The following is an 18,271-nucleotide window of genomic DNA, read 5'->3' on the forward strand; positions in this document are numbered from 1 at the left end:
CCCGCACCGACCGTTCAGGCGCGGTGCTGCTCGACGTGGCTCGACAGATTGCGCAGGCTGGCGAAGATCTGACGGTTTTCCGGGTTGTCCGAGCGCAGCTGGAAGCCGTAGCGCTTGGAGACGGCCAGGGCGATCTCCAGTGCATCGATGGAGTCGAGCCCCAGTTCGCCCCCGAACAGCGGTGCATCGGGGTCGATCTGCTCGGCATTGACGTCCTCGAGGTTGAGGCATTCCACCACCAGGGTGGCCAACTCGTGCTGCGCCTCTGTCTGTTCCGCCATGCTCGATTCCGTACGCCAGATGCATTGCCTCCCCCCGGTGGCAGTGGGCGCAGAGTGTAACATAGCGGCCTTGTCGTTCCGGTTGGCCAGCATGATCCAGGGATGTGAAAACCCGCAGGTGGAAGCTCGGGCGCGGCGGGCGCCGCAGGTGTCCTATCGCATGGCGGAGGTCGCCACCCTGCTGGAGGCGCCGGGCACGCTGGCGGTGCTCGGTTTCGACCCAGCCGTACCCTCCGGTGACGATCCGCGCCACCTGCAGGTGGCGCTGGCCAGCACCGATGCCCCCGCGCCGCTGGAACTGTGGCAGGTGGACGCGCCGGTGCGCTGCGGCATGGAAGGCGCGTTGCGCTGGTCGACCGGCGGCGGCTGGCTGTTCGCCGCGGTCGAGCTGGACGAACGCGAACACGGCGGCGCCCGCGCCACCGCAAAGCAGGCCTACGACTTGCTGCACCGGTTCGTCGCCGGCCGCGACGCACGGCACGTCCTGCGGGTGTGGAACTACATCGGCGCGATCAACGACGGCGAAGGCGATGCGGAACGCTACAAGCGCTTCTGCGAAGGCCGCGCCGCCGGCATGGGCGATTTCTTCGCCGAAGGTTTCCCCGCCGCCACCGCGATCGGCCACCTCGCGGCGGAACACCGCCTGCAGGTCTACCTGCTGGCCGGCGAGCAGGCCGGCCACCGGGTCGAGAACCCGCGCCAGGTCAGCGCATGGCGCTACCCGCGGCAATACGGCCCCACCCCGCCCAGCTTTGCGCGGGCGATGCTCCTGCCGGCCCGCGACACGCTGGCCATTTCCGGCACCGCCGCGGTCGTGGGCCATGCCTCGGCCCACCACGACAACCTCGATGCGCAGCTGGAGGAAACCCTGACCAACCTGGACGCGCTGCTGGCCAGCGCCGACATGCGCGCCGGCTTCGACACGCATTCACCGCTCAAGGTCTACCTGCGCCACGACGGCGACGCGCCGCGCGTGCGCGACGCGCTCCGGCAGCGCCTGCCGGGCGTACCCCTGCTGCTGCTGCACGGCGACATCTGTCGCCGCGAACTGCTGGTCGAGATCGACGGCTGGCGCTACGTTTAGCGATGCGCCGGTTTCATCGGGAGTCCTTCGCCGATGGCTCCAGCGAATCCAGCAGCTCGATCATCTGGGAACGAACGTAGGGATTGGACGTTTTCCCGTGATCCGCAGCTTGCTGGTTCCTTACCGGCGACCGCATGAGCAATTTGCCGGTAGCGGCCTGGAATACCGAGATCACGGCCCTGTAACCGACCGTCGGCGCAAAGGACTCGCTGGACTGCTTGTACGAAGACGCCGAATAGCCAGGCGCCACCGAGGGGCGGTAGTCGATGGCCACCCGGTACGGCAAGGCGATCTCCGCGGCGCGCGACGCGGTGGCGGTGAACGCCGGATCATCGGAGTCCACGTTGTGGACGGTCACGTCGTGATCGCGAGCCCAGGCGAAAACCGCGTTGCCGACGTTGACGCAATTGACGCTGTCGCTGGTGCATGCCACGTAAAGCGAGAAGCGCGGGGTGTCGTCTGCGGCGAACAGTTGCAGCGATTGCAGTTGTCGTTGCTGGGCGCCACTTGTCGTCGAGCCGGCGCCAGCGCAACCGTAGAGCGCAATCGACGAAACCACGATCAAGCCATTCAGCCATTTCTGCATCACAGTCCTCCTTCCTTGCCGAGTGTCACGGTCGGAACACGCACGGGGCTCGTCGCGGGCGCGCAGATCGCGTGACGCGAAAACAGCGCGAGCGGCCCTTCAGCTTTCGCTCCTCACTTCTGTTTCACCGGTCGCCGCCAGCCCTCGAACGTCTGCTGTCGGGCGCGCGCCAGAGTCAGCTGGCCTTCCGGCGCGTCGCGGGTGATCACCGAGCCGGCGCCGAGGGTGGCTTGCGCGCCGATGCTCACCGGGGCGACCAGGGCGCAGTTGGAGCCGATGAAGGCGCCGTCGCCGATGCGGGTAACGAACTTGTTCACGCCGTCGTAGTTGCAGGTGATGGTGCCGGCGCCGATATTGACGCCACGGCCGACCACGGTGTCGCCGAGGTAGGTGAGGTGGTTGGCCTTGCTGCCTTCGCCGATGCGGGCTTTCTTGGTCTCGACGAAGTTGCCCACGTGCACGCCGGCGTCCAGCTCGGTGCCCGGACGCAGCCGCGCGAACGGGCCGATCGTGCACGGGCCGTGAGTGACCACGCCGTCGAGATCGCAGTGCGGATGCAGCACGGTGCCGGCGGCCAGTTGCACGTCCTTCAGGCGAGTGAAGGCGCCGATGCGCACGTCGTCGCCGAGCACCACGCGCCCTTCCAGGATCACGTCGATGTCGAGCTCGACGTCGCGGCCGGCCTCGACCGTGCCGCGCACTTCCACGCGCAGCGGGTCGGCCATGCGCACGCCATCGCGAAGCAACGCGTGCGCGGCGCGGCGACGCCAGGCGGCTTCCAGCTCGGCCAGTTGCACGGGATCGTTGGCGCCGGCGGCTTCCACCGGGTCGGCGCACTCGACGCTGAGTGCGCCGCGGCCCTCGGCAGCAGCCATCGCGAAGATGTCCGTGAGGTAGTACTCGCCTTGCGCGTTGTCGCGATCGAGTTGCTTGAGCCAGCCGCGCAAGGCCAGCGCGTCGGCCAGCAGGATGCCTGTGTTGACCAGGTTGACCGCGCGCTGGCCGGCGTCGGCGTCCTTCTCCTCGACCACCTCGCGCACGTGGCCGTTGCCGTCGCACAGCACGCGCCCGTAGCCGGTCGGATCGGCCAGCCGCGTGGTGAGCAGGCTGAAGCCGCCTTCGGCGTCCAGCAGCTGGCGCAGCGTTTCCGCGCGGGTCAGCGGCACGTCGCCGTACAGCACCAGTACGCGTGCCGCGCGCGGCACGCCGGCGATCGCCTGCTCCACCGCGTGACCGGTGCCGAGCCGCTCAGCCTGCAACACCCAATGCAGGGCCTGCCCCGGCTCTGATCCGGGATCGTCCTGCGAGGCAAACGCCGCGCGCACCTGCTCGCCACAATGCCCGTAGACGACGTGGATGGCGGCTGGCTGCAAGGTTCGCGCGGTGGCGAGCACGTGCGCCAGCAGCGGCTTGCCAGCCAGCGGCATCAGCACCTTGGCGCGATTGGATTTCATCCGCGTGCCGGCACCGGCCGCCAGGATGATCACGTGCAGCGGCGTTGTTTCCATCGGTTGCGACCCCGTTCCGAACGAAGCAAAAGCATAGCAGCCGATGCCGCCGGTCCGGTGCGGCCGAGCCCTAGCCGCGGCTTGCGAAGGCGCATACAAAAGCGCAACGATCGCCGTGACAGACTGGCGCCGACAAGCAGCAAACAGACGAGGTGCAGCATGACGCGCATGACCGGAATCCATCCGTGCAGTTTCGTGGCCCTGCTTGCCCTGGCCACGGCCGGCGGGCTGGCACCCGCGATGGCCGCGGCCGCGCCGCCGCCGACGATCGCCGTGGGCGAGCCCGTTCCCGGCGCGCGGGTCACCGTGAATTACGTCAATCCGGAGGAGTTCAGCGAGGCCCGGCAATACGGCCTGCAGGACCGCTTCAACGGGAGGAGCTACCTGGAGCCGCTGAAGGCCCATCTGATCAAGCGCGCCACGAAGATGCTGCCGGCCGGCGATCGCCTGGAGGTCAACATCACCGACATCAAGCTCGCCGGCGGCTACGAGCCCTGGCACGGCCCGCAGTTGAGGTACGTGCGCTTCATGAAGGACGTCTATCCGCCGCGCATCGATCTCGACTTCAAACTGACCGACAGCAACGGCAAGGTGGTGCGCGAAGGTTCGCGCAAGCTGCGCAACTTGGGCTACCTGCAGAGTGGCGCCGCGCGCGTGGGCGATACCGATCCGCTGCGCTACGACAAGGCATTGATCGACAGCTGGCTGCGCCGCGGGCCGGAAAACCTCTAGCGGCAGGAATCCGGCCGCGGGGCCTCAGTGCTTGAGGTTCTTGCGCAGCCGCTCCAGCGCCTGCAACTGGGCCATCGCCTGGGTGAGCCGGGTCTGTGCCTCGGCCAGTTCGATCGCGTCGGTGCGGTTGGCCAGCGCGTCGCGCGCTTCCTTCATCGCCTGCTGCGCGGATACCTCATCCAGGTCCGCCGCCCGTGCGGCAGTATCGGCCAGCACGGTGACCACCTGCGGCTGCACTTCGAGGATGCCGCCGGAAACATAGAACTGCTGGCGCTCGCCGCCTTCCAGCAATACGTCGACATGGCCGGGCTTGAGTCGGGTGATCAGCGGCGCGTGGCGCGGCGTGATACCCAGCTCGCCCTGGTCACCGGTCGCCACGACCATGGTCGCCTCGCCGGAAAAAATCTCGGCCTCGGCGCTGACGATGTCGACTCGGATGGTTGTCATGGGATTTCTCGCTTTGCTCGAAGGGAATGGAGAATAGGGAATGGGGAATAGTGAAAGCGGGCAGGTCGCGGCAATTCCGATTCCCTATTCCCTATTTACTATTCCCGAAAGCCGCCTCAGGCGGCTTTCTTGGCCCCCATCTCCTCACCCTTCTTGATCGCCTCGTCGATGCCGCCGACCATGTAGAACGCCTGCTCCGGCAGGTGGTCCACGTCGCCGTCGACGATCATCTTGAAGCCACGGATGGTTTCGGCCAGCGACACGTACTTGCCGGGCGAGCCGGTGAACACTTCGGCCACGTGGAACGGCTGCGAGAAGAAGCGCTCGCACTTGCGCGCGCGGTACACGGCCTGCTTGTCCTCTTCGGACAGCTCGTCCATGCCCAGGATCGCGATGATGTCCTTCAGCTCCTTGTAGCGCTGCAGCGTACCCTGCACGCGGCGGGCCACGTCGTAGTGCTCGGCGCCGACCACGTTCGGATCGAGCTGACGGCTGGTCGAGTCGAGCGGGTCCACCGCCGGGTAGATGCCGCGCGAGGCGATGTCGCGCGACAGCGTCACGGTGGAGTCCAGATGCGCGAAGGTGGTCGCCGGCGACGGATCGGTCAAGTCGTCGGCGGGCACGTAGACGGCCTGGATCGAGGTGATCGAGCCGGTCTTGGTCGAGGTGATGCGCTCCTGCAGCACGCCCATTTCCTCGGCCAGCGTCGGCTGGTAGCCCACCGCCGACGGCATGCGGCCGAGCAGCGCGGACACTTCGGTACCGGCCAGGGTGTAGCGGTAGATGTTGTCGACGAAGAACAGCACGTCCTTGCCCTTGCCGCTCTCGTCCTTCTCGTCGCGGAAGTACTCGGCCATGGTCAGGCCGGTCAGCGCCACGCGCAGACGGTTGCCCGGCGGCTCGTTCATCTGGCCGTAGACCATCGCCACTTTCGACTCGGGCAGGTTGTCGATTTTGACGACGCCCGCGTCCTGCATCTCGTGGTAGAAGTCGTTGCCTTCGCGGGTGCGCTCGCCGACGCCGGCGAACACCGACAGGCCGGCGTGCTGGGTGGCGATGTTGTTGATCAGCTCCAGCATGTTCACCGTCTTGCCCACGCCGGCGCCGCCGAACAGGCCGACCTTGCCGCCCTTGGCGAACGGGCAGACCAGGTCGATCACCTTGATGCCGGTTTCCAGCAGGTCGTTCGACGCGGCCTGCTCGTCGTAGCTCGGCGCCTCGCGGTGGATCACCCAGTGATCCTTCGCCTCGATCGGGCCGACCTCGTCGATCGGATTGCCCAGCACGTCCATGATCCGGCCCAGGGTGGCCTTGCCGACCGGCACCTTGATGCCTTCGCCGGTGTTGCGTGCCATGAGGCCGCGCTTCAGGCCCTCGGTGGAACCCAGCGCGATCGCGCGCACGATGCCGTCGCCGAGCTGCTGCTGCACTTCCAGCGTGATGTCGGTGCCGTCGATCTTGAGTGCGTCGTACACCTGCGGCACCTGGTCACGCGCGAACTCCACGTCGACGACCGCGCCGATGATCTGAACAACTTTGCCCTGGCTCATGCTGATAGCTCCGGATGAATCTCTTGAGGTTTTATCGAAGCGCCGCCGAAGCGTCGCCCTTACTAGGAGTGCGGCCATGGATGGCCGCTTTTTGATCTTGCTCTGCGATCAAGGATGATCGCACCAGTTAAATTGATCGCTCTGGCCAGACTGATCGAACCAGCCCGACCGATCGCACTCATACCGCCGCCGCGCCACCCACGATCTCGGAAATTTCCTGCGTGATCGCCGCCTGGCGTGCCTTGTTGTAGGTCAGCGTCAGCGTGTCGATCACCTTGTTTGCGTTGTCCGACGCGGCCTTCATCGCGACCATGCGGGCGGCGTGCTCGCTGGCCAGATTCTCCAGTGTGGCCTGGTACACCACCGACTCGATGTAGCGGCCCAGCACGTGCTCCAGCACGGTCTGCGCGTCGGGCTCGTAGAGGTAGTCCCAGTCGTGCCCGGCTTCCAGCTTCACGCCCGCATAGGCCGACTCGCCGGCATCCTCATGCGCTTCCAGCTCGGCCGCCACCAGCGGCAGCGGCAGCAGCGCGTCGATGGTCGGCTTCTGCGTCATGGTGTTGACGAAGTCGCTGTAGGCGAGGAACACGCGATCCAGGCCGTTGGCCGCGTAGGCGTCCATCATCACCTTGATCACGCCGACCAGCTGCTCCAGCCGCGGTTTCTCGCCCAGGTGGCTGACCGTGCCGACCAAGTTGACGCCCTTGATGCGGCGGAAGAACGAGATCGCCTTCTGGCCGATCGCCACCACGTCGACCTGCACGCCCTGCTTCTGCCACTCGGCGATCGCCGGCAGCAGGCGGCGGAACAGGTTGGAGTTGAGGCCGCCGCACAGGCCGCGGTCGGTCGACACCACGATGTAGCCGACCCGCGCCACGTTGTCGCGCTCGACCAAAAACGGATGGCTGAAATCCGTGCTGGCCTGCGCCACGTGCGCGATCACCTTGCGCATCAGCCGCGCATACGGGCGCGAGGCGCGCATCAGGTCCTGTGCGCGACGGATCTTGGCCGCCGAGACCATCTCGAGCGCGCGCGTCACCTTGCGCATGTTCTGCGTGCTCTTGATCTTGGTTTTGATTTCGCGTCCGCTGGCCATTTGTCTCGCTCGCTATGCTTGCTCGGGGAATCGAGAATCGGGAATGGGGAATCGCCAGTAGCGGCGAGGCCCGTTGCTTTTCCGATTCCCTATTCCCTACTCCCGATTCCCGGCTCTCTTACCAGCTGCCGGTCTTCTTGTACTCGTCCAGCGAGGCCTTGAAGGTGGCTTCGATGTCGTTGTCCCAGGCGCCGGTGGCGACGATCTTCTTCATCAGTTCCTCGTGGGTCTGATGCATGAAGGCGTGCAGGCCCTTCTCGAACGGCAGCACCTTGTTCACCGGCAGGTCGTCGAGGTAGCCCTTCTCGGCGGCGTAGACCGACAGCGCCAGCTCGGCGATCGACAGCGGCGAATACTGCTTCTGCTTCATCAGCTCGGTGACGCGCTGGCCGCGATCAAGCTGGGCGCGGGTGGCCGGGTCCAGGTCCGAGGCAAACTGCGCGAACGCGGCCAGCTCGCGGAACTGCGCCAGCGCCAGCTTGACGCCGCCGGAGAGCTTCTTGACGATCTTGGTCTGCGCCGAACCGCCCACGCGCGACACCGAGATGCCGGCGTTGACGGCCGGGCGGATGCCGGCGTTGAACAGGTCGGTTTCCAGGAAGATCTGGCCGTCGGTGATCGAGATCACGTTGGTCGGCACGAATGCGGAGACGTCGCCGCCCTGGGTCTCGATGATCGGCAGCGCAGTCAGCGAGCCGGTCTTGCCCTTGACCTCGCCGTTGGTGAACTTCTCGACATAGGCCTCGGACACGCGCGAGGCGCGCTCAAGCAGACGCGAGTGGAGATAGAACACGTCGCCCGGATACGCCTCGCGGCCCGGCGGGCGCTTCAGCAGCAGCGAGATCTGGCGATAGGCCACGGCCTGCTTGGACAGATCGTCGTAGACGATCAGGGCATCCTGTCCGCGATCGCGGAAGTACTCGCCCATCGCGCAACCGGAATACGGCGCCACGTACTGCAGCGCGGCCGACTCGGAGGCCGAGGCGACCACCACGATGGTATTGGCCAGGGCGCCGTTCTCTTCCAGCTTGCGCACCACGTTGGCGATCGACGAACGCTTCTGGCCGATCGCCACGTAAATGCATTTGATGCCCGAATCGCGCTGGGCGATGATCGCGTCGATCGCCAGCGCGGTCTTGCCGGTCTGGCGGTCGCCGATGATCAGCTCGCGCTGGCCGCGACCGACCGGGATCATCGCGTCGACCGACTTGTAGCCGGTCTGCAGCGGCTGGTCGACCGACTTGCGCCAGATCACGCCCGGCGCGACCTTCTCGACCGGCGCGGTGAGCTTGGCGTTCAGCGGGCCCTTGCCGTCGATCGGATTGCCCAGCGCATCGACCACGCGGCCGAGCAGCTCCGGGCCGATCGGCACTTCGAGGATGCGGCCGGTGGTCTTGGCGGTGTCGCCCTCGCGCAGGTGCTGGTAGTCGCCCAGCACCACCGCGCCGACGGAGTCGCGCTCGAGGTTCAGCGCCAGCGCAAACGCATTGCCCGGCAGCTCGATCATTTCGCCCTGCATCGCGTCGGCCAGGCCGTGGATGCGCACGATGCCGTCGGACACGCTGATGATCGTGCCCTCGTTGCGTGCCTCGGCGCCGAGCTTGAACTGCTCGATGCGGCTCTTGATCAGTTCGCTGATCTCGGACGGATTCAGTGTGGTGCTGGACATGGTCATCTATCCCGGAAATGAAAAGCTCTTGTTGAACAGCCCGGCCCGGATGGCCGGCCTTGCTCTTCGCGAGATGGATCTCGCGTGAAACCAATCTGTCCGACCATGGAGGGTCGGGTTTTGCTCGTCGCGAAAATGGACTTCGCGTGAAACCAAACTGTCCGGCCCGAACTGCCGGTATTGCCTTTCGCGAAGCTGGCTTCGCGTGAAACTACTGGCTCAATGCGCCAGTCAGCTTGGCCAGCCTGCCGCGCGCGGAGCCGTCGATCACTTCGCTGCCGGTGTCGATCACCGCACCGGCCAGCAGCGAGGCATCGACCTGGGTATCCAGTTCGATCTCGCGCTTGAAACGGCGCTTCAGCGAAGCCTTGAGCTGCTCGGTCTGCGCTGCGTCCAGCGCCATCGCGCTGGTCACCTTGACCAGCAGCTGCGACTCGGATTCGCGCTTGAACGTCTCGTACAGCTCGGCCACCTCCGGCAGCAACGCAAGGCGTCGCTGCTCGGCCATTTCGGCGAGGAACTGGCCGAATGGCGCATCGGCGGCGATGCCGGCCGGCAGATGCAGCGCGACGAGCTGCGCGGGCACCACCCGCGGATCGTTGCCGAGACCGGCCACGCGCGGATCGGCCGCGACCGCGGCGGCGAACGCCAGCGCCTGCGACCACGCGTCCAGCGTGCCGGCGGCATGCGCCACTTCGAACGCGGCGCGGGCGTAGGGACGGGCGAGGGTGATTGCCTGGGCCATCGATCAGATCTCGGCCGCGAGCTGGTCGAGCAAGGCCTTGTGCGTCGACGCATCGACCTCGCGCTGCACGATCCTGCTGGCGCCGGCCACGGCCAGCGCACCGACCTGCTCGCGCAGCTCGTCGCGCGCGCGCTGGGCCATCGAGGCGATGTCGTCCTGCGCCGAAGCCTTCAGGCGGTTGATTTCGCTGACGGCCTCGCCACGGGCCTTTTCGATGATCTGGTTGGCCTGCTGCTGGGCCTTGTCGATGATCTCCGAGGCTTGCAGGCGGGCCTGCTTGATCTCGGCCTGCACCTTGGAGTCGGCAGCCTTCAGGTCGGCGTGCGCGCGCTCGGCCGCATTCAGGCCTTCGGCGATCTTGAGCTGGCGCTCTTCGATGGCCTTGTTGAGATACGGCCAGATGAAGTGCACACAGAACCAGATCAGGATGGCGAACGAAATCATTTCGCCAATCAAGGTCGCGTTGAAATCCATCGCTGCGTTACCTGCAAATACGGGTTGAACCGAACCCGGGCGTCAGGACGCCCGGGTCGAAACGGCGGCGCTGTGCGCCGCCACGTGACTCAGGCACCGGCAAGCTTGGACAGCAGCGGGTTGGCCACGGCGAAATACATCGCCAGCGCCACGCCGATCAGGAACGCCGCGTCGATCAGGCCGGCGAGCAGGAACATGCGGCCCTGCAGCAGCGGCACCAGTTCCGGCTGGCGTGCAGCCGCTTCGAGGAACTTCGAGCCCATGACGCCGATACCGATACAGGCACCGAGCGCACCGAGGCCGATGATCAGGCCCAGCGCGATGGCGGTGAAGGACTGCACTTGAGCAATTTGAGTGATGAGTTCCACGACGGTCTCCTGAGAAAAGCAAACTGGGAATGGCAAAAACGGATGAAACGAAGGATTCGACAACAGCCAATCAGTGGTGATCGTGCGCCATCGAGATGTACACGATCGTCAGCACCATGAAGATGAAGGCCTGGATCGAGATGATCAGGATGTGGAAGATGCCCCACACCGTGTAGCCGATGATGCCTGCGCCGTACAGGGCCCAGCCGGCCAGGCCCGCGCCGGCACTGAACAGGCCGGCGATCAGCATGAACACCAGCTCGCCGGCGTACATGTTGCCGAACAGTCGCATCGCCAGGCTCACCGGTTTGGACAGCAGCTCGACCACGTTGAGCAGGAAGTTGGGCAGCCACAGCAACGGACTGGAGCCGAACGGCGCGGTGAACAGCTCGCGCATGTAGCCGCCGGCGCCCTTGGCCTTGAAGCTGTAGAAGATGATCAGCACGAACACCGTCAGCGACATCGCGAAGGTCATGTTGATGTCGGCGGTCGGTACGGCGCGGAAGTGGCCGACGCCGAATTTCTCGGTGATCCACGGCAGCAGGTCCACCGGCAGCAGATCCATCGCGTTCATCAGGAACACCCAGACGAACACGGTCAGCGCCAGCGGGCCCAGCACGCGGCGGTCGCCGTGGAACACGTCCTTGACCTGGCCGTCGACGAACTCCAGGATGATTTCGACGAACGCCTGACCCTTGCCCGGCACGCCGGCGGTGGCCTTGCGCGCCTTCAGCCAGAACCACAGGCAGAACAGCACGCCGAGCGCCAGCGACACGGTGACCGAGTCGAGATGCACCGCCCAGAAGCCTTCCTTGCTCGCATGCGGAACAAGATGCTGCAGGTGGTGCTGGATGTATTCAGTAAGCCCGCCCGACTCGCTTGCCATGCTTCAACCCTTGAATCTGAACGCCAGCAGATAGACCGCGTAGGCAGCCACCAACCCCGTGATGGCGGCCAGTGGCGGCAACTTGAATTGGAACAGGATCACGACCAGCCCTCCGACGATCACGACCCATTTCAGGAGCATGCCCGCCAGCAGCCGACCCAGCGCCAGACCCGCGCCGCCAATGCCGCTGAACATCCGCGCCGACATCACCGCGGTGCCCAGTGCCACCACCACCGCGCCTGCCGCGGCCGATGCCGCTTCACGACGCCCCAGCACAAGGAAGGTGCCGCCCACCAGCAGAGCCACTGCGAACTGCAGCAGCACGATGCGCAAGGCGATGCGCCGACCCGAGGCCAGGTTGTTGAGCAAGTGACGTCTCCGCGCGGCCCTTGTCAGGCGGCACCGATCCAGTCACCCGCCACGATCCGAATCCGTAAAAGTATATCAGTGCGCCGATTGCCCGGACAAGCCGCAAACCCGGCGAACCCCCGCGCTGCACGCACGGACGCGTACCCGCGTGGCACCTGCGACGATCCGCCGCAACCGCAGGATCCTGCGCACAAAAGAAGGCCGGACATCCTTGTCCGGCCTTCCCGGGGGTGTTGCAGCCGTTGACCGCCGTGATTACTTGGCGGCGGCCTTCTTGCCGGCGACCGGCGCGGCTACCGCGTCGTTCGCCGCCTGGCGCTGCTCCTGCACCAACGCGTTCAGCGACTCGGCGGTCTTCTGGGTGATCGCCAGCACTTCCTGCGACACCGCCACGGCGCGCTCGGCGTTCTCGCGGCTCAGGCTGCTGCCCTTCTCCCACAGGCCGCGCAGGCCGTCGATGTCACGGGCCTCCATCACCTCGGTGACGAACTCGGCGGAAACCTTGGTCTGCTCCTCGAGCGCCTTGAGCTGCAGCTCGGCAACTTTCTCCAGGCCCTTCAGGGCCAGCGAATGCGCCTTGAACGCGCTGTCGGTGAACTGCTTGGTGAACGCAAAAAGCTGGTTGTTGAATTGCTGGGTCATGGCTCGTTCCTCGTGGAGGATGGGGTAGTGGCAGCCACTCTAGCAAAGCTTCTGTTGCGTTGCAACATGAATTTCAGGAAATCGCCAGACCAGTCGACAAATGTTCAGCGTAAACGCTTACTTGCGAAAGTCATTCGCATAACGCAACGCGTCAGAAATCGACCCGGCTGCAGCTCGCCCCCGACGTGCAGGTCTCGTGCACCACCACCTTGTCCAGCCCCGCCAGCCGCGGCTCCAGCCGCTGCCAGATCCAGCGCGCCAGCATCTCGCTGGTCGGGTTCTCCAGCCCCTCGATGTCGTTGAGATAGTGGTGGTCGAGCTGGTCATACAGCGGCTGGAAGGTCGTCTTCAGCTCGGCAAAGTCCATCACCCAGCCGAGCCGCGGGTCCGGCTCGCCGGAAACATGAATCTCGACGCGGAACGAATGCCCGTGCAGCCGCGCGCATTTGTGGCCTTCCGGCACGTGCGGCAGGCGGTGGGCTGCTTCGAGCTGAAACACCTTGAAGATGTGCATGGCGACGTCCGCGCGGATGGACACGTCGGCGGGACAGACACGCGCGACACGTTTGGTGGCTATGGGTGGACTCGAACCACCGACCCCAGCATTATGAGTGCTGTGCTCTAACCAGCTGAGCTACATAGCCATTGGGAAGCCGCCGCGGGGCGATCGCCGGCGGGGCGCGGAAGTGTAGTGGGCGTGGCGCGTTCGTTCAAGTCGGCGAGCTTGCCGCTGCTTTGCGGGCTGTGGTTGAATCGGGGCAGGATCGCGCGGCCCTTTTGCCGCCGGTTCGCGGGGCCAAGCCCCGGGAGGCGACGCATGATTGATGTAGATGGCTACCGTCCGAACGTGGGGATCGTGCTGCTCAATGCAGACGGCCAGCTGTTCTGGGCGCGCCGGGTCAATCGTGACGGCTGGCAGTTCCCGCAGGGCGGCATGCGCACCGACGAAACCCCGCTGGAGGCGATGTACCGCGAGCTGGAGGAGGAAACCGGCCTGGCGGCACACCACGTGGAAGTGATCAGCGCCACCCACGGCTGGCTGCGTTATCGCCTGCCCGAGCGCTACGTGCGCCGGCACCAGCGCCCGACCTGCATCGGCCAGAAGCAGGTGTGGTTCCTGCTGAAGCTGGTCGGCGGCGAGGAGGCGCTGAAGCTCGATGCCAACGAGAAGCCGGAGTTCGACATCTGGCGCTGGGTCGACTTCTGGTACCCGGCCGCGCACGTGGTGAATTTCAAGCGCGACGTGTACGCGCGGGCACTGCGCCACTTCGCGCCGCTGGTGGAGGATTTGTTCGGCATGGAGATCGGCACCACGCCGCCACGCGAAGACGCCGACACACCCGTCGGGGGCCCGCGCACCGGACGCGCGGCAGCCTGATCCCGGCCTCCTTCCCGTCGCGCTGCGCAACGCCCATCCCGCGTTCGCCGCCGCACGCGCTGTCGTATAGTGCGGCGATTCCAGGGGAAGGAAAAAGGGGATGGGTACCCAAGCCAGGCTTCGCGTCGCCCATCGGTGGATGGCGGCGGGCGTACTGCTGATCGCCAGTGTCGGCGGCGCCCGCGCCATCGGCCCGCGCGACGCGCGCAACGGCGAGGAGTGCCGCGCCCAGGTCAACGCTCACTTCGACGCGGTCGAGGCGGAGATGCTGGCGTACGGAAACTACAGGGGCATCGCGGTGACCGAAGACGAAGGCCGCGGCCCCATGTTGCTCGATTGCAAAGGGTTCGAGGATAGCCTGCAGGGCGAGCAGATCGCAGCCGCGCTGCAGCGATTGTCGTTGGCGATCGACACCTTGCGCACGGGCCACGCGCTCACGGCGGTCACGATCGAACAACTGGCAACCGATCGCGCCGGCATCGAGGAGATGTCGCCACAGCCCTATCGCCACGAATACCTCCTGCAGTATGCCGATTACCAGCGCTACCTGTCGTTGGCGACGACCCGCGCCGCCATGGCCCCCACGGGCGACTCGCCCAAGGCGATCCATCGCTGCGGCACGCCTGACCATCCGCTCTTCAGCGATCAACCCTGTGCGTCCCATGGGTCGACCCCGCACGCCGCGCTCGCGGAAACCTGCCACGGTTTGCGCGAACATCTGGCGGACAGCAAGCGCGCCTACGACGCGGCCGCCGCCGCGCTGGTGGCAAGCGCGGATGACGCCGGCGACGGCTGGCGCGCCATCGAAGCGCGGCGCCGCAAGTCTCTTTCGGATCTGCGCTGGTACGGCGATCGCGCCCGCCTGCAGGGCTGCCCTCCGTGATGGGCCGGTTCGCCTTTCTGATGCTGCTCCTCGCCGGCGTGCTCGGCGCAGGCCCAGTGTCCGCGCAATGGCATCCCACGGCGGGCCACCTGCAACCGTTTGGCGGTTACCTGACACCGCTGCGCGGAGGCACGGTGGACGTGCTGTCTGACGGCAGCGTCCTTGCCTACGGCTACGGCATGTCCGCCAACGAGTGGCGCGCCGAACAGGACCAGAACGACGCCTTGCGCCTGCGTCACGGCATGGAAAGCGGGCCGGACCCTTCGCCCAAGCTCTACGATCCCGCCGCCGGGGGCTGGGTGCGCGTACCGCGCGCGCCGCAGTGTCCGGACGGCCATGTCTACCTGCACACCAGCACCGTGCTGGCCGACGGCCGGCTGCTGATCGCCGGCGGCCTGTGCGACGTGGCGCAGGCCTTGAACGATTCGGCGCCGTATCCGCCGTATGCAGGCATGTCGATCTGGGATCCGCTCAAACGACAGTGGCAATCGGCGCCCGCGTTGGCGCAGACGCGCATCTTCCATACCGCCACGCGGATGCCCGATGGCAGCGTGCTGCTGATCGGCGGCGAAAGCGATCCGCAGTTGCCGCACGATGGCAGCGGCGTGCTTGCCAGCGTGGTGCGCTATGCAGGCGGCAAGCTGGTTGCCGCACCGAGGATGGCCGCCGCGCGGGCCAAGCACAGCGCGACGGCGCTGTCCGACGGCAGCGTGCTGGTGCTCGGTGGCCTTGATGACACCAATCATCCGCTGACTTCGGCCGAACTGCTCGACGCCCGCGGACAGGCCTGGCGAACGCTGCCACCGATGCACGTGGCACGCTACGCGCACACCGCCACCCTGCTCGCCGATGGCCGCGTACTGGTGGCCGGCGGCATGGGCGAGGATGGCCGGCCGCTGCGTTCGGTGGAGCTATGGGATCCGCGCAGCGGCACATGGAGCGAGGGCGCGGAGCTCCCGGTGGGGCTGTACGGCCACGCTGCGGTCCGGCTGGCCTCCGGTGCCGTACTGGTCGCCGGCGGCACCTGGCTGCAGCCGGTCCAGGGACAATCCTCGCCGTGGGCGTGGTTGTGGGATCCGCATTCGCAAGGTTGGCAACTTGCCGGAACCACTTCTCCCAGCGTGGGCAACGACGCGCCGCAGCCGCTCGGCATGGTGGCGCGATCCGATGGCAGTGCGTTGATCTTCACCGCCAACGGGGTGTTGCGCTGGTCACCCGAGACACCGGCTGCGGACGTGCCCGCTTGGCGATCGACGCCCGCGATCGCCGCGCTGCCCGGGCATCGCGTGATTATGTTGGGCTACCTCGCCGACGATTTTCGCGGGCTGCCGGTGGCGCGCATCTGGAACGCGCGCACCGATCGCTGGAGCAGCACCGGCCCGCTGGAGGCGGACTCGGCGGGACACCCCGCGGCCTTGGCGCTGCGGTCGGGGGATGTCCTGTATGTAACGATGAAATCGCGGCACGAGTTGCAGTGTCACCGCTGGTCGGCTCCCATCAACCGCTGGTCCGGCTGCGGCGGCGCGACCTTGCAATACCTGGCCGATTCACGGCCGCAACTGGGCCTGTTGCCGGACCGGCGCGCGTTTGCCCTGGTCAACATGCACGAGGCCGCGGTGCTGAACGAGCGCACGGCGCGCTGGACGATCTGGCGCGTCGACTGGCACGACAAGGGGATCACCTACGGCGCGCCGGTGCACGGCCAGCAGCCGCTAGCCACCATCACCGACCCGACAGGACGCGAAAGCTTCGAGATCAACGACGCTGGCGCCCGCTTCGTGCACGCCGATGGTTGGCGGGCCACCGCAATGCTGTGGAACGCCGGCACCGGCTGGTGGGATTACGTGTTGATGGGGCGCCAGATGGGCGCCGACGCGCAGCGCCTGCCTGATGGCTGCGCCATCTCGACGTATCCGGTGGCGCTGTATCGGCCGGCGGATGCGCGGGTGTTCGCGCTGTCCGACCCTGGCTTCGGCAGCACCAGCCACGTTATGGCGGTCCTCGATGACGGCACCGTGGTGGTGGCGGGGCCGGGCCGCGACACGCTGGCAGCGGGCGCCGGCTTTTTCCATCGCCAGGCAAGCTGCCGCGGCTTTGCCCCGCCACCGCCGGGCGATCTCTACATCTCGCCCACCGTCGCGATGAAGCCGATCGCGCCGCCACCCACGGCTGCTGCGCCCGTGGCGAAGGCAGCGGCGCCGCGTGGACAGCAGCACTTCAGCTGGGACGGCATCGGCAACGTCAAGTGGGTCATCCTCGCCTGCCTGGGTTCGTGGCTGGCCTATCGACTGTTGCGCCGCGTCGCCTGGCCGCGCTTGCGCGGCGGCTATTCGCTGGCCGCCCGGTTGCTGGTGTATGGCGGGCTGGCCATCGTGCTGATGCCGTGGGTGCTGTCGCTGTCGACCTGCGTGCACCGCGTGCCCAAGGCCGACTGGGAACGCATGGGCGTGGCCGCACGCGAGACCGCCAAGGTGATGATGACGCCGAGCCAACGGCCATGCGGGCTCATCGGCCTGTGGTCGTCCACGCACAAAAGCATCATGCGGCGCATCGAATTGCGCGACGACGGTCGCTACGTGATGACCCCCAGCGCGTTCGACCGGCGCTCGACCGCCGGCTTTACCGGCCGCTGGAAAGTGCAGGCTGACAAGATCGTGTGGCAGCCCGACGGGAGTGGCGTGATCGACGTCAACGCAATGCTGGAGGCAAGCGACGGCCGCTTCCAGGTGATCGAAACCGATGGCGCACCAACCCGTTTCGAGCGCATCCAGGCGAAGCCATCGACGCAGTGCGACAAACCCGCAAGCCAGGCACGGGAGTGATCGGATGACGCCCACGGTTCGATGGACGATCACGCTGCTGCTGGCGGCGACAGGCGTGTTTTCCGCCCGCGCGGACGACGCGGTCTACAAGTGCCGGGGCGACGTGTTCCAGGACCATCCCTGCGACGGCGCGGTCCCGGCTGCGCCTGCATCATCGACCGTGCCGCCCCCGCCTGCTTACGACGAGCGGGCACTGGAGCGCGAACTCGACCGGTTGCAGGCGCTGGGCGTGGGCATGATCCAGCGAACCCTGCCCGAGACGCAGCCGCCGCGGGTGGCGCCGGTGTCGAAGATGCACGGCTTGTTCAAGCCGGAACCGCGCCTGTCCCGCATGGCGCGCGAGTTGCGCGACCGGGCGATCACCGCGCGCATGCAGGCACAGGCCGAACACGGCAATGCGGTATCGGCCGCAAAGCTTGGCCAGGTGATCGAACAACAGGAGCAGTACTGCGGCGGCGAACTGGCGAAGCTGCCCACGGTGGGCATGAGCGATGAGGCCTTCCGCCAGTGCACCATGCTGGCCCGCTTTGGCGAGGTGGACCAGATCGTGGTGAGTCAGGCCGACGGCGTGGCGTTGCGGCTGTACGTATTCCCCACGGCCGGGGTCCGCGTGTATTCCATCGGCGGCGTGGTGACCGCGATCAAGCCGTGAGCGGAGGGCCCACGAGGCGGGCAAGACCGACGCGCTGAACGGACGACCGCCCCGCCCAGTCGATTGTTGACAATCGTTCGCATTCGCGTTCTCATATGC

20 protein-coding genes and 1 tRNA gene are annotated in these 18,271 nt (G+C 66.7%); 6 read left to right on the forward strand and 15 right to left on the reverse strand.

From position 1 onward, the window contains the following. Nucleotides 1-14: 14 nt before the first annotated feature. The gene (locus tag ACVCL9_RS13110; RefSeq protein ID WP_395120615.1) at nt 15-281 is read right to left on the reverse strand and encodes a phosphopantetheine-binding protein; all 267 of its coding nucleotides are present in this window, start codon (nt 279-281) and stop codon (nt 15-17) included. Between the two features lie 91 nt (nt 282-372). Here ACVCL9_RS13110 and ACVCL9_RS13115 point away from each other — a divergent pair, with 91 nt between their 5' ends. Beyond that, a complete protein-coding gene (locus tag ACVCL9_RS13115) occupies nt 373-1,365 on the forward strand; it encodes a chorismate transformation enzyme, FkbO/Hyg5 family (protein WP_395120616.1) in 993 nt (330 codons plus the stop codon). Nucleotides 1,366-1,378: 13 nt separating this feature from the next. Here the strand turns inward: ACVCL9_RS13115 and ACVCL9_RS13120 are convergent, their stop codons facing one another. Then, nucleotides 1,379-1,951: a hypothetical protein gene (locus ACVCL9_RS13120; protein WP_395120617.1), complete on the reverse strand. Its 573-nt coding sequence runs from the start codon at nt 1,949-1,951 to the stop codon at nt 1,379-1,381. Nucleotides 1,952-2,064: 113 nt separating this feature from the next. Continuing rightward, nucleotides 2,065-3,459 carry a bifunctional UDP-N-acetylglucosamine diphosphorylase/glucosamine-1-phosphate N-acetyltransferase GlmU gene (gene glmU, locus ACVCL9_RS13125; protein WP_447097789.1) on the reverse strand — a complete coding sequence of 465 codons (1,395 nt, stop codon included), beginning with the start codon at nt 3,457-3,459 and terminating at the stop codon, nt 2,065-2,067. Between the two features lie 168 nt (nt 3,460-3,627). Here glmU and ACVCL9_RS13130 point away from each other — a divergent pair, with 168 nt between their 5' ends. Beyond that, on the forward strand, nt 3,628-4,191 hold the full coding sequence (locus tag ACVCL9_RS13130) for a DUF3016 domain-containing protein (RefSeq protein ID WP_447097788.1): 564 nt from the start codon (nt 3,628-3,630) through the stop codon (nt 4,189-4,191). A 24-nt stretch (nt 4,192-4,215) separates the two neighbouring features. Here the strand turns inward: ACVCL9_RS13130 and ACVCL9_RS13135 are convergent, their stop codons facing one another. The 12 genes from ACVCL9_RS13135 to ACVCL9_RS13190 all read right to left on the reverse strand — a co-directional run bounded on the left by ACVCL9_RS13135 (nt 4,216) and on the right by ACVCL9_RS13190 (nt 13,081). After that, nucleotides 4,216-4,638 carry a F0F1 ATP synthase subunit epsilon gene (locus ACVCL9_RS13135; RefSeq protein ID WP_395120620.1) on the reverse strand — a complete coding sequence of 141 codons (423 nt, stop codon included), beginning with the start codon at nt 4,636-4,638 and terminating at the stop codon, nt 4,216-4,218. A 116-nt stretch (nt 4,639-4,754) separates the two neighbouring features. After that, nucleotides 4,755-6,188: a F0F1 ATP synthase subunit beta gene (gene atpD / locus ACVCL9_RS13140; RefSeq protein ID WP_395120621.1), complete on the reverse strand. Its 1,434-nt coding sequence runs from the start codon at nt 6,186-6,188 to the stop codon at nt 4,755-4,757. A 178-nt stretch (nt 6,189-6,366) separates the two neighbouring features. Continuing rightward, a complete protein-coding gene (atpG, locus tag ACVCL9_RS13145; RefSeq protein ID WP_395120622.1) occupies nt 6,367-7,284 on the reverse strand; it encodes a F0F1 ATP synthase subunit gamma in 918 nt (305 codons plus the stop codon). A gap of 118 nt (nt 7,285-7,402) precedes the next feature. Then, on the reverse strand, nt 7,403-8,953 hold the full coding sequence (atpA, locus tag ACVCL9_RS13150) for a F0F1 ATP synthase subunit alpha (RefSeq protein ID WP_395120623.1): 1,551 nt from the start codon (nt 8,951-8,953) through the stop codon (nt 7,403-7,405). Between the two features lie 211 nt (nt 8,954-9,164). Then, on the reverse strand, nt 9,165-9,698 hold the full coding sequence (locus ACVCL9_RS13155) for a F0F1 ATP synthase subunit delta (RefSeq protein ID WP_447097787.1): 534 nt from the start codon (nt 9,696-9,698) through the stop codon (nt 9,165-9,167). 3 nt (nt 9,699-9,701) lie between these two features. Then, on the reverse strand, nt 9,702-10,172 hold the full coding sequence (locus ACVCL9_RS13160; RefSeq protein ID WP_395120625.1) for a F0F1 ATP synthase subunit B: 471 nt from the start codon (nt 10,170-10,172) through the stop codon (nt 9,702-9,704). Between the two features lie 89 nt (nt 10,173-10,261). After that, on the reverse strand, nt 10,262-10,540 hold the full coding sequence (gene atpE, locus ACVCL9_RS13165) for a F0F1 ATP synthase subunit C (RefSeq protein ID WP_136257245.1): 279 nt from the start codon (nt 10,538-10,540) through the stop codon (nt 10,262-10,264). A 70-nt stretch (nt 10,541-10,610) separates the two neighbouring features. Beyond that, nucleotides 10,611-11,426: a F0F1 ATP synthase subunit A gene (atpB, locus tag ACVCL9_RS13170; RefSeq protein WP_136257246.1), complete on the reverse strand. Its 816-nt coding sequence runs from the start codon at nt 11,424-11,426 to the stop codon at nt 10,611-10,613. 3 nt (nt 11,427-11,429) lie between these two features. Next, nucleotides 11,430-11,795, reverse strand: coding sequence for a hypothetical protein (locus ACVCL9_RS13175; protein ID WP_136257247.1), 366 nt, complete (start codon nt 11,793-11,795; stop codon nt 11,430-11,432). A gap of 255 nt (nt 11,796-12,050) precedes the next feature. Beyond that, nucleotides 12,051-12,437 carry a phasin family protein gene (locus ACVCL9_RS13180; RefSeq protein ID WP_136257248.1) on the reverse strand — a complete coding sequence of 129 codons (387 nt, stop codon included), beginning with the start codon at nt 12,435-12,437 and terminating at the stop codon, nt 12,051-12,053. A gap of 151 nt (nt 12,438-12,588) precedes the next feature. Continuing rightward, the gene (gene queD / locus ACVCL9_RS13185) at nt 12,589-12,951 is read right to left on the reverse strand and encodes a 6-carboxytetrahydropterin synthase QueD (protein ID WP_447097786.1); all 363 of its coding nucleotides are present in this window, start codon (nt 12,949-12,951) and stop codon (nt 12,589-12,591) included. Between the two features lie 53 nt (nt 12,952-13,004). Continuing rightward, nucleotides 13,005-13,081, reverse strand: a tRNA-Met gene (locus ACVCL9_RS13190). A gap of 173 nt (nt 13,082-13,254) precedes the next feature. On the opposite strand from ACVCL9_RS13190, the gene ACVCL9_RS13195 reads away from it, so the two are divergent. The 4 genes from ACVCL9_RS13195 (at nt 13,255) to ACVCL9_RS13210 (ending at nt 18,172) form a co-directional block, all read left to right on the forward strand. Beyond that, nucleotides 13,255-13,815, forward strand: coding sequence for an RNA pyrophosphohydrolase (locus tag ACVCL9_RS13195; protein ID WP_395120629.1), 561 nt, complete (start codon nt 13,255-13,257; stop codon nt 13,813-13,815). Between the two features lie 100 nt (nt 13,816-13,915). Continuing rightward, nucleotides 13,916-14,698, forward strand: a complete 783-nt coding sequence (locus ACVCL9_RS13200) for a hypothetical protein (RefSeq protein ID WP_447097785.1) — start codon at nt 13,916-13,918, stop codon at nt 14,696-14,698. A gap of 20 nt (nt 14,699-14,718) precedes the next feature. Continuing rightward, nucleotides 14,719-17,520 carry a kelch repeat-containing protein gene (locus tag ACVCL9_RS13205; protein WP_447097784.1) on the forward strand — a complete coding sequence of 934 codons (2,802 nt, stop codon included), beginning with the start codon at nt 14,719-14,721 and terminating at the stop codon, nt 17,518-17,520. 4 nt (nt 17,521-17,524) lie between these two features. Then, nucleotides 17,525-18,172, forward strand: a complete 648-nt coding sequence (locus tag ACVCL9_RS13210) for a hypothetical protein (RefSeq protein WP_447097783.1) — start codon at nt 17,525-17,527, stop codon at nt 18,170-18,172. The last annotated feature ends 99 nt before the right edge of the window (nt 18,173-18,271 follow it).

It is taken from the genome of Rhodanobacter sp. UC4438_H5, assembly GCF_052978405.1.

Bases quoted from the DNA above. Each gene is read 5' to 3' on its own strand.
- glmU (WP_447097789.1), bottom strand. From the start codon at position 3,459: ATGGAAACAACGCCGCTGCACGTGATCATCCTGGCGGCCGGTGCCGGC.
- ACVCL9_RS13195 (WP_395120629.1), top strand. From the start codon at position 13,255: ATGATTGATGTAGATGGCTACCGTCCGAACGTGGGGATCGTGCTGCTC.
- ACVCL9_RS13210 (WP_447097783.1), top strand. From the start codon at position 17,525: ATGACGCCCACGGTTCGATGGACGATCACGCTGCTGCTGGCGGCGACA.
- ACVCL9_RS13160 (WP_395120625.1), bottom strand. From the start codon at position 10,172: ATGGATTTCAACGCGACCTTGATTGGCGAAATGATTTCGTTCGCCATC.
- atpB (WP_136257246.1), bottom strand. From the start codon at position 11,426: ATGGCAAGCGAGTCGGGCGGGCTTACTGAATACATCCAGCACCACCTG.
- atpD (WP_395120621.1), bottom strand. From the start codon at position 6,188: ATGAGCCAGGGCAAAGTTGTTCAGATCATCGGCGCGGTCGTCGACGTG.
- ACVCL9_RS13155 (WP_447097787.1), bottom strand. From the start codon at position 9,698: ATGGCCCAGGCAATCACCCTCGCCCGTCCCTACGCCCGCGCCGCGTTC.
- ACVCL9_RS13205 (WP_447097784.1), top strand. From the start codon at position 14,719: ATGCTGCTCCTCGCCGGCGTGCTCGGCGCAGGCCCAGTGTCCGCGCAA.
- ACVCL9_RS13135 (WP_395120620.1), bottom strand. From the start codon at position 4,638: ATGACAACCATCCGAGTCGACATCGTCAGCGCCGAGGCCGAGATTTTT.
- atpA (WP_395120623.1), bottom strand. From the start codon at position 8,953: ATGTCCAGCACCACACTGAATCCGTCCGAGATCAGCGAACTGATCAAG.
- ACVCL9_RS13115 (WP_395120616.1), top strand. From the start codon at position 373: ATGATCCAGGGATGTGAAAACCCGCAGGTGGAAGCTCGGGCGCGGCGG.
- ACVCL9_RS13120 (WP_395120617.1), bottom strand. From the start codon at position 1,951: ATGCAGAAATGGCTGAATGGCTTGATCGTGGTTTCGTCGATTGCGCTC.
- ACVCL9_RS13180 (WP_136257248.1), bottom strand. From the start codon at position 12,437: ATGACCCAGCAATTCAACAACCAGCTTTTTGCGTTCACCAAGCAGTTC.
- atpG (WP_395120622.1), bottom strand. From the start codon at position 7,284: ATGGCCAGCGGACGCGAAATCAAAACCAAGATCAAGAGCACGCAGAAC.
- queD (WP_447097786.1), bottom strand. From the start codon at position 12,951: ATGCACATCTTCAAGGTGTTTCAGCTCGAAGCAGCCCACCGCCTGCCG.
- ACVCL9_RS13110 (WP_395120615.1), bottom strand. From the start codon at position 281: ATGGCGGAACAGACAGAGGCGCAGCACGAGTTGGCCACCCTGGTGGTG.
- ACVCL9_RS13200 (WP_447097785.1), top strand. From the start codon at position 13,916: ATGGGTACCCAAGCCAGGCTTCGCGTCGCCCATCGGTGGATGGCGGCG.
- ACVCL9_RS13130 (WP_447097788.1), top strand. From the start codon at position 3,628: ATGACCGGAATCCATCCGTGCAGTTTCGTGGCCCTGCTTGCCCTGGCC.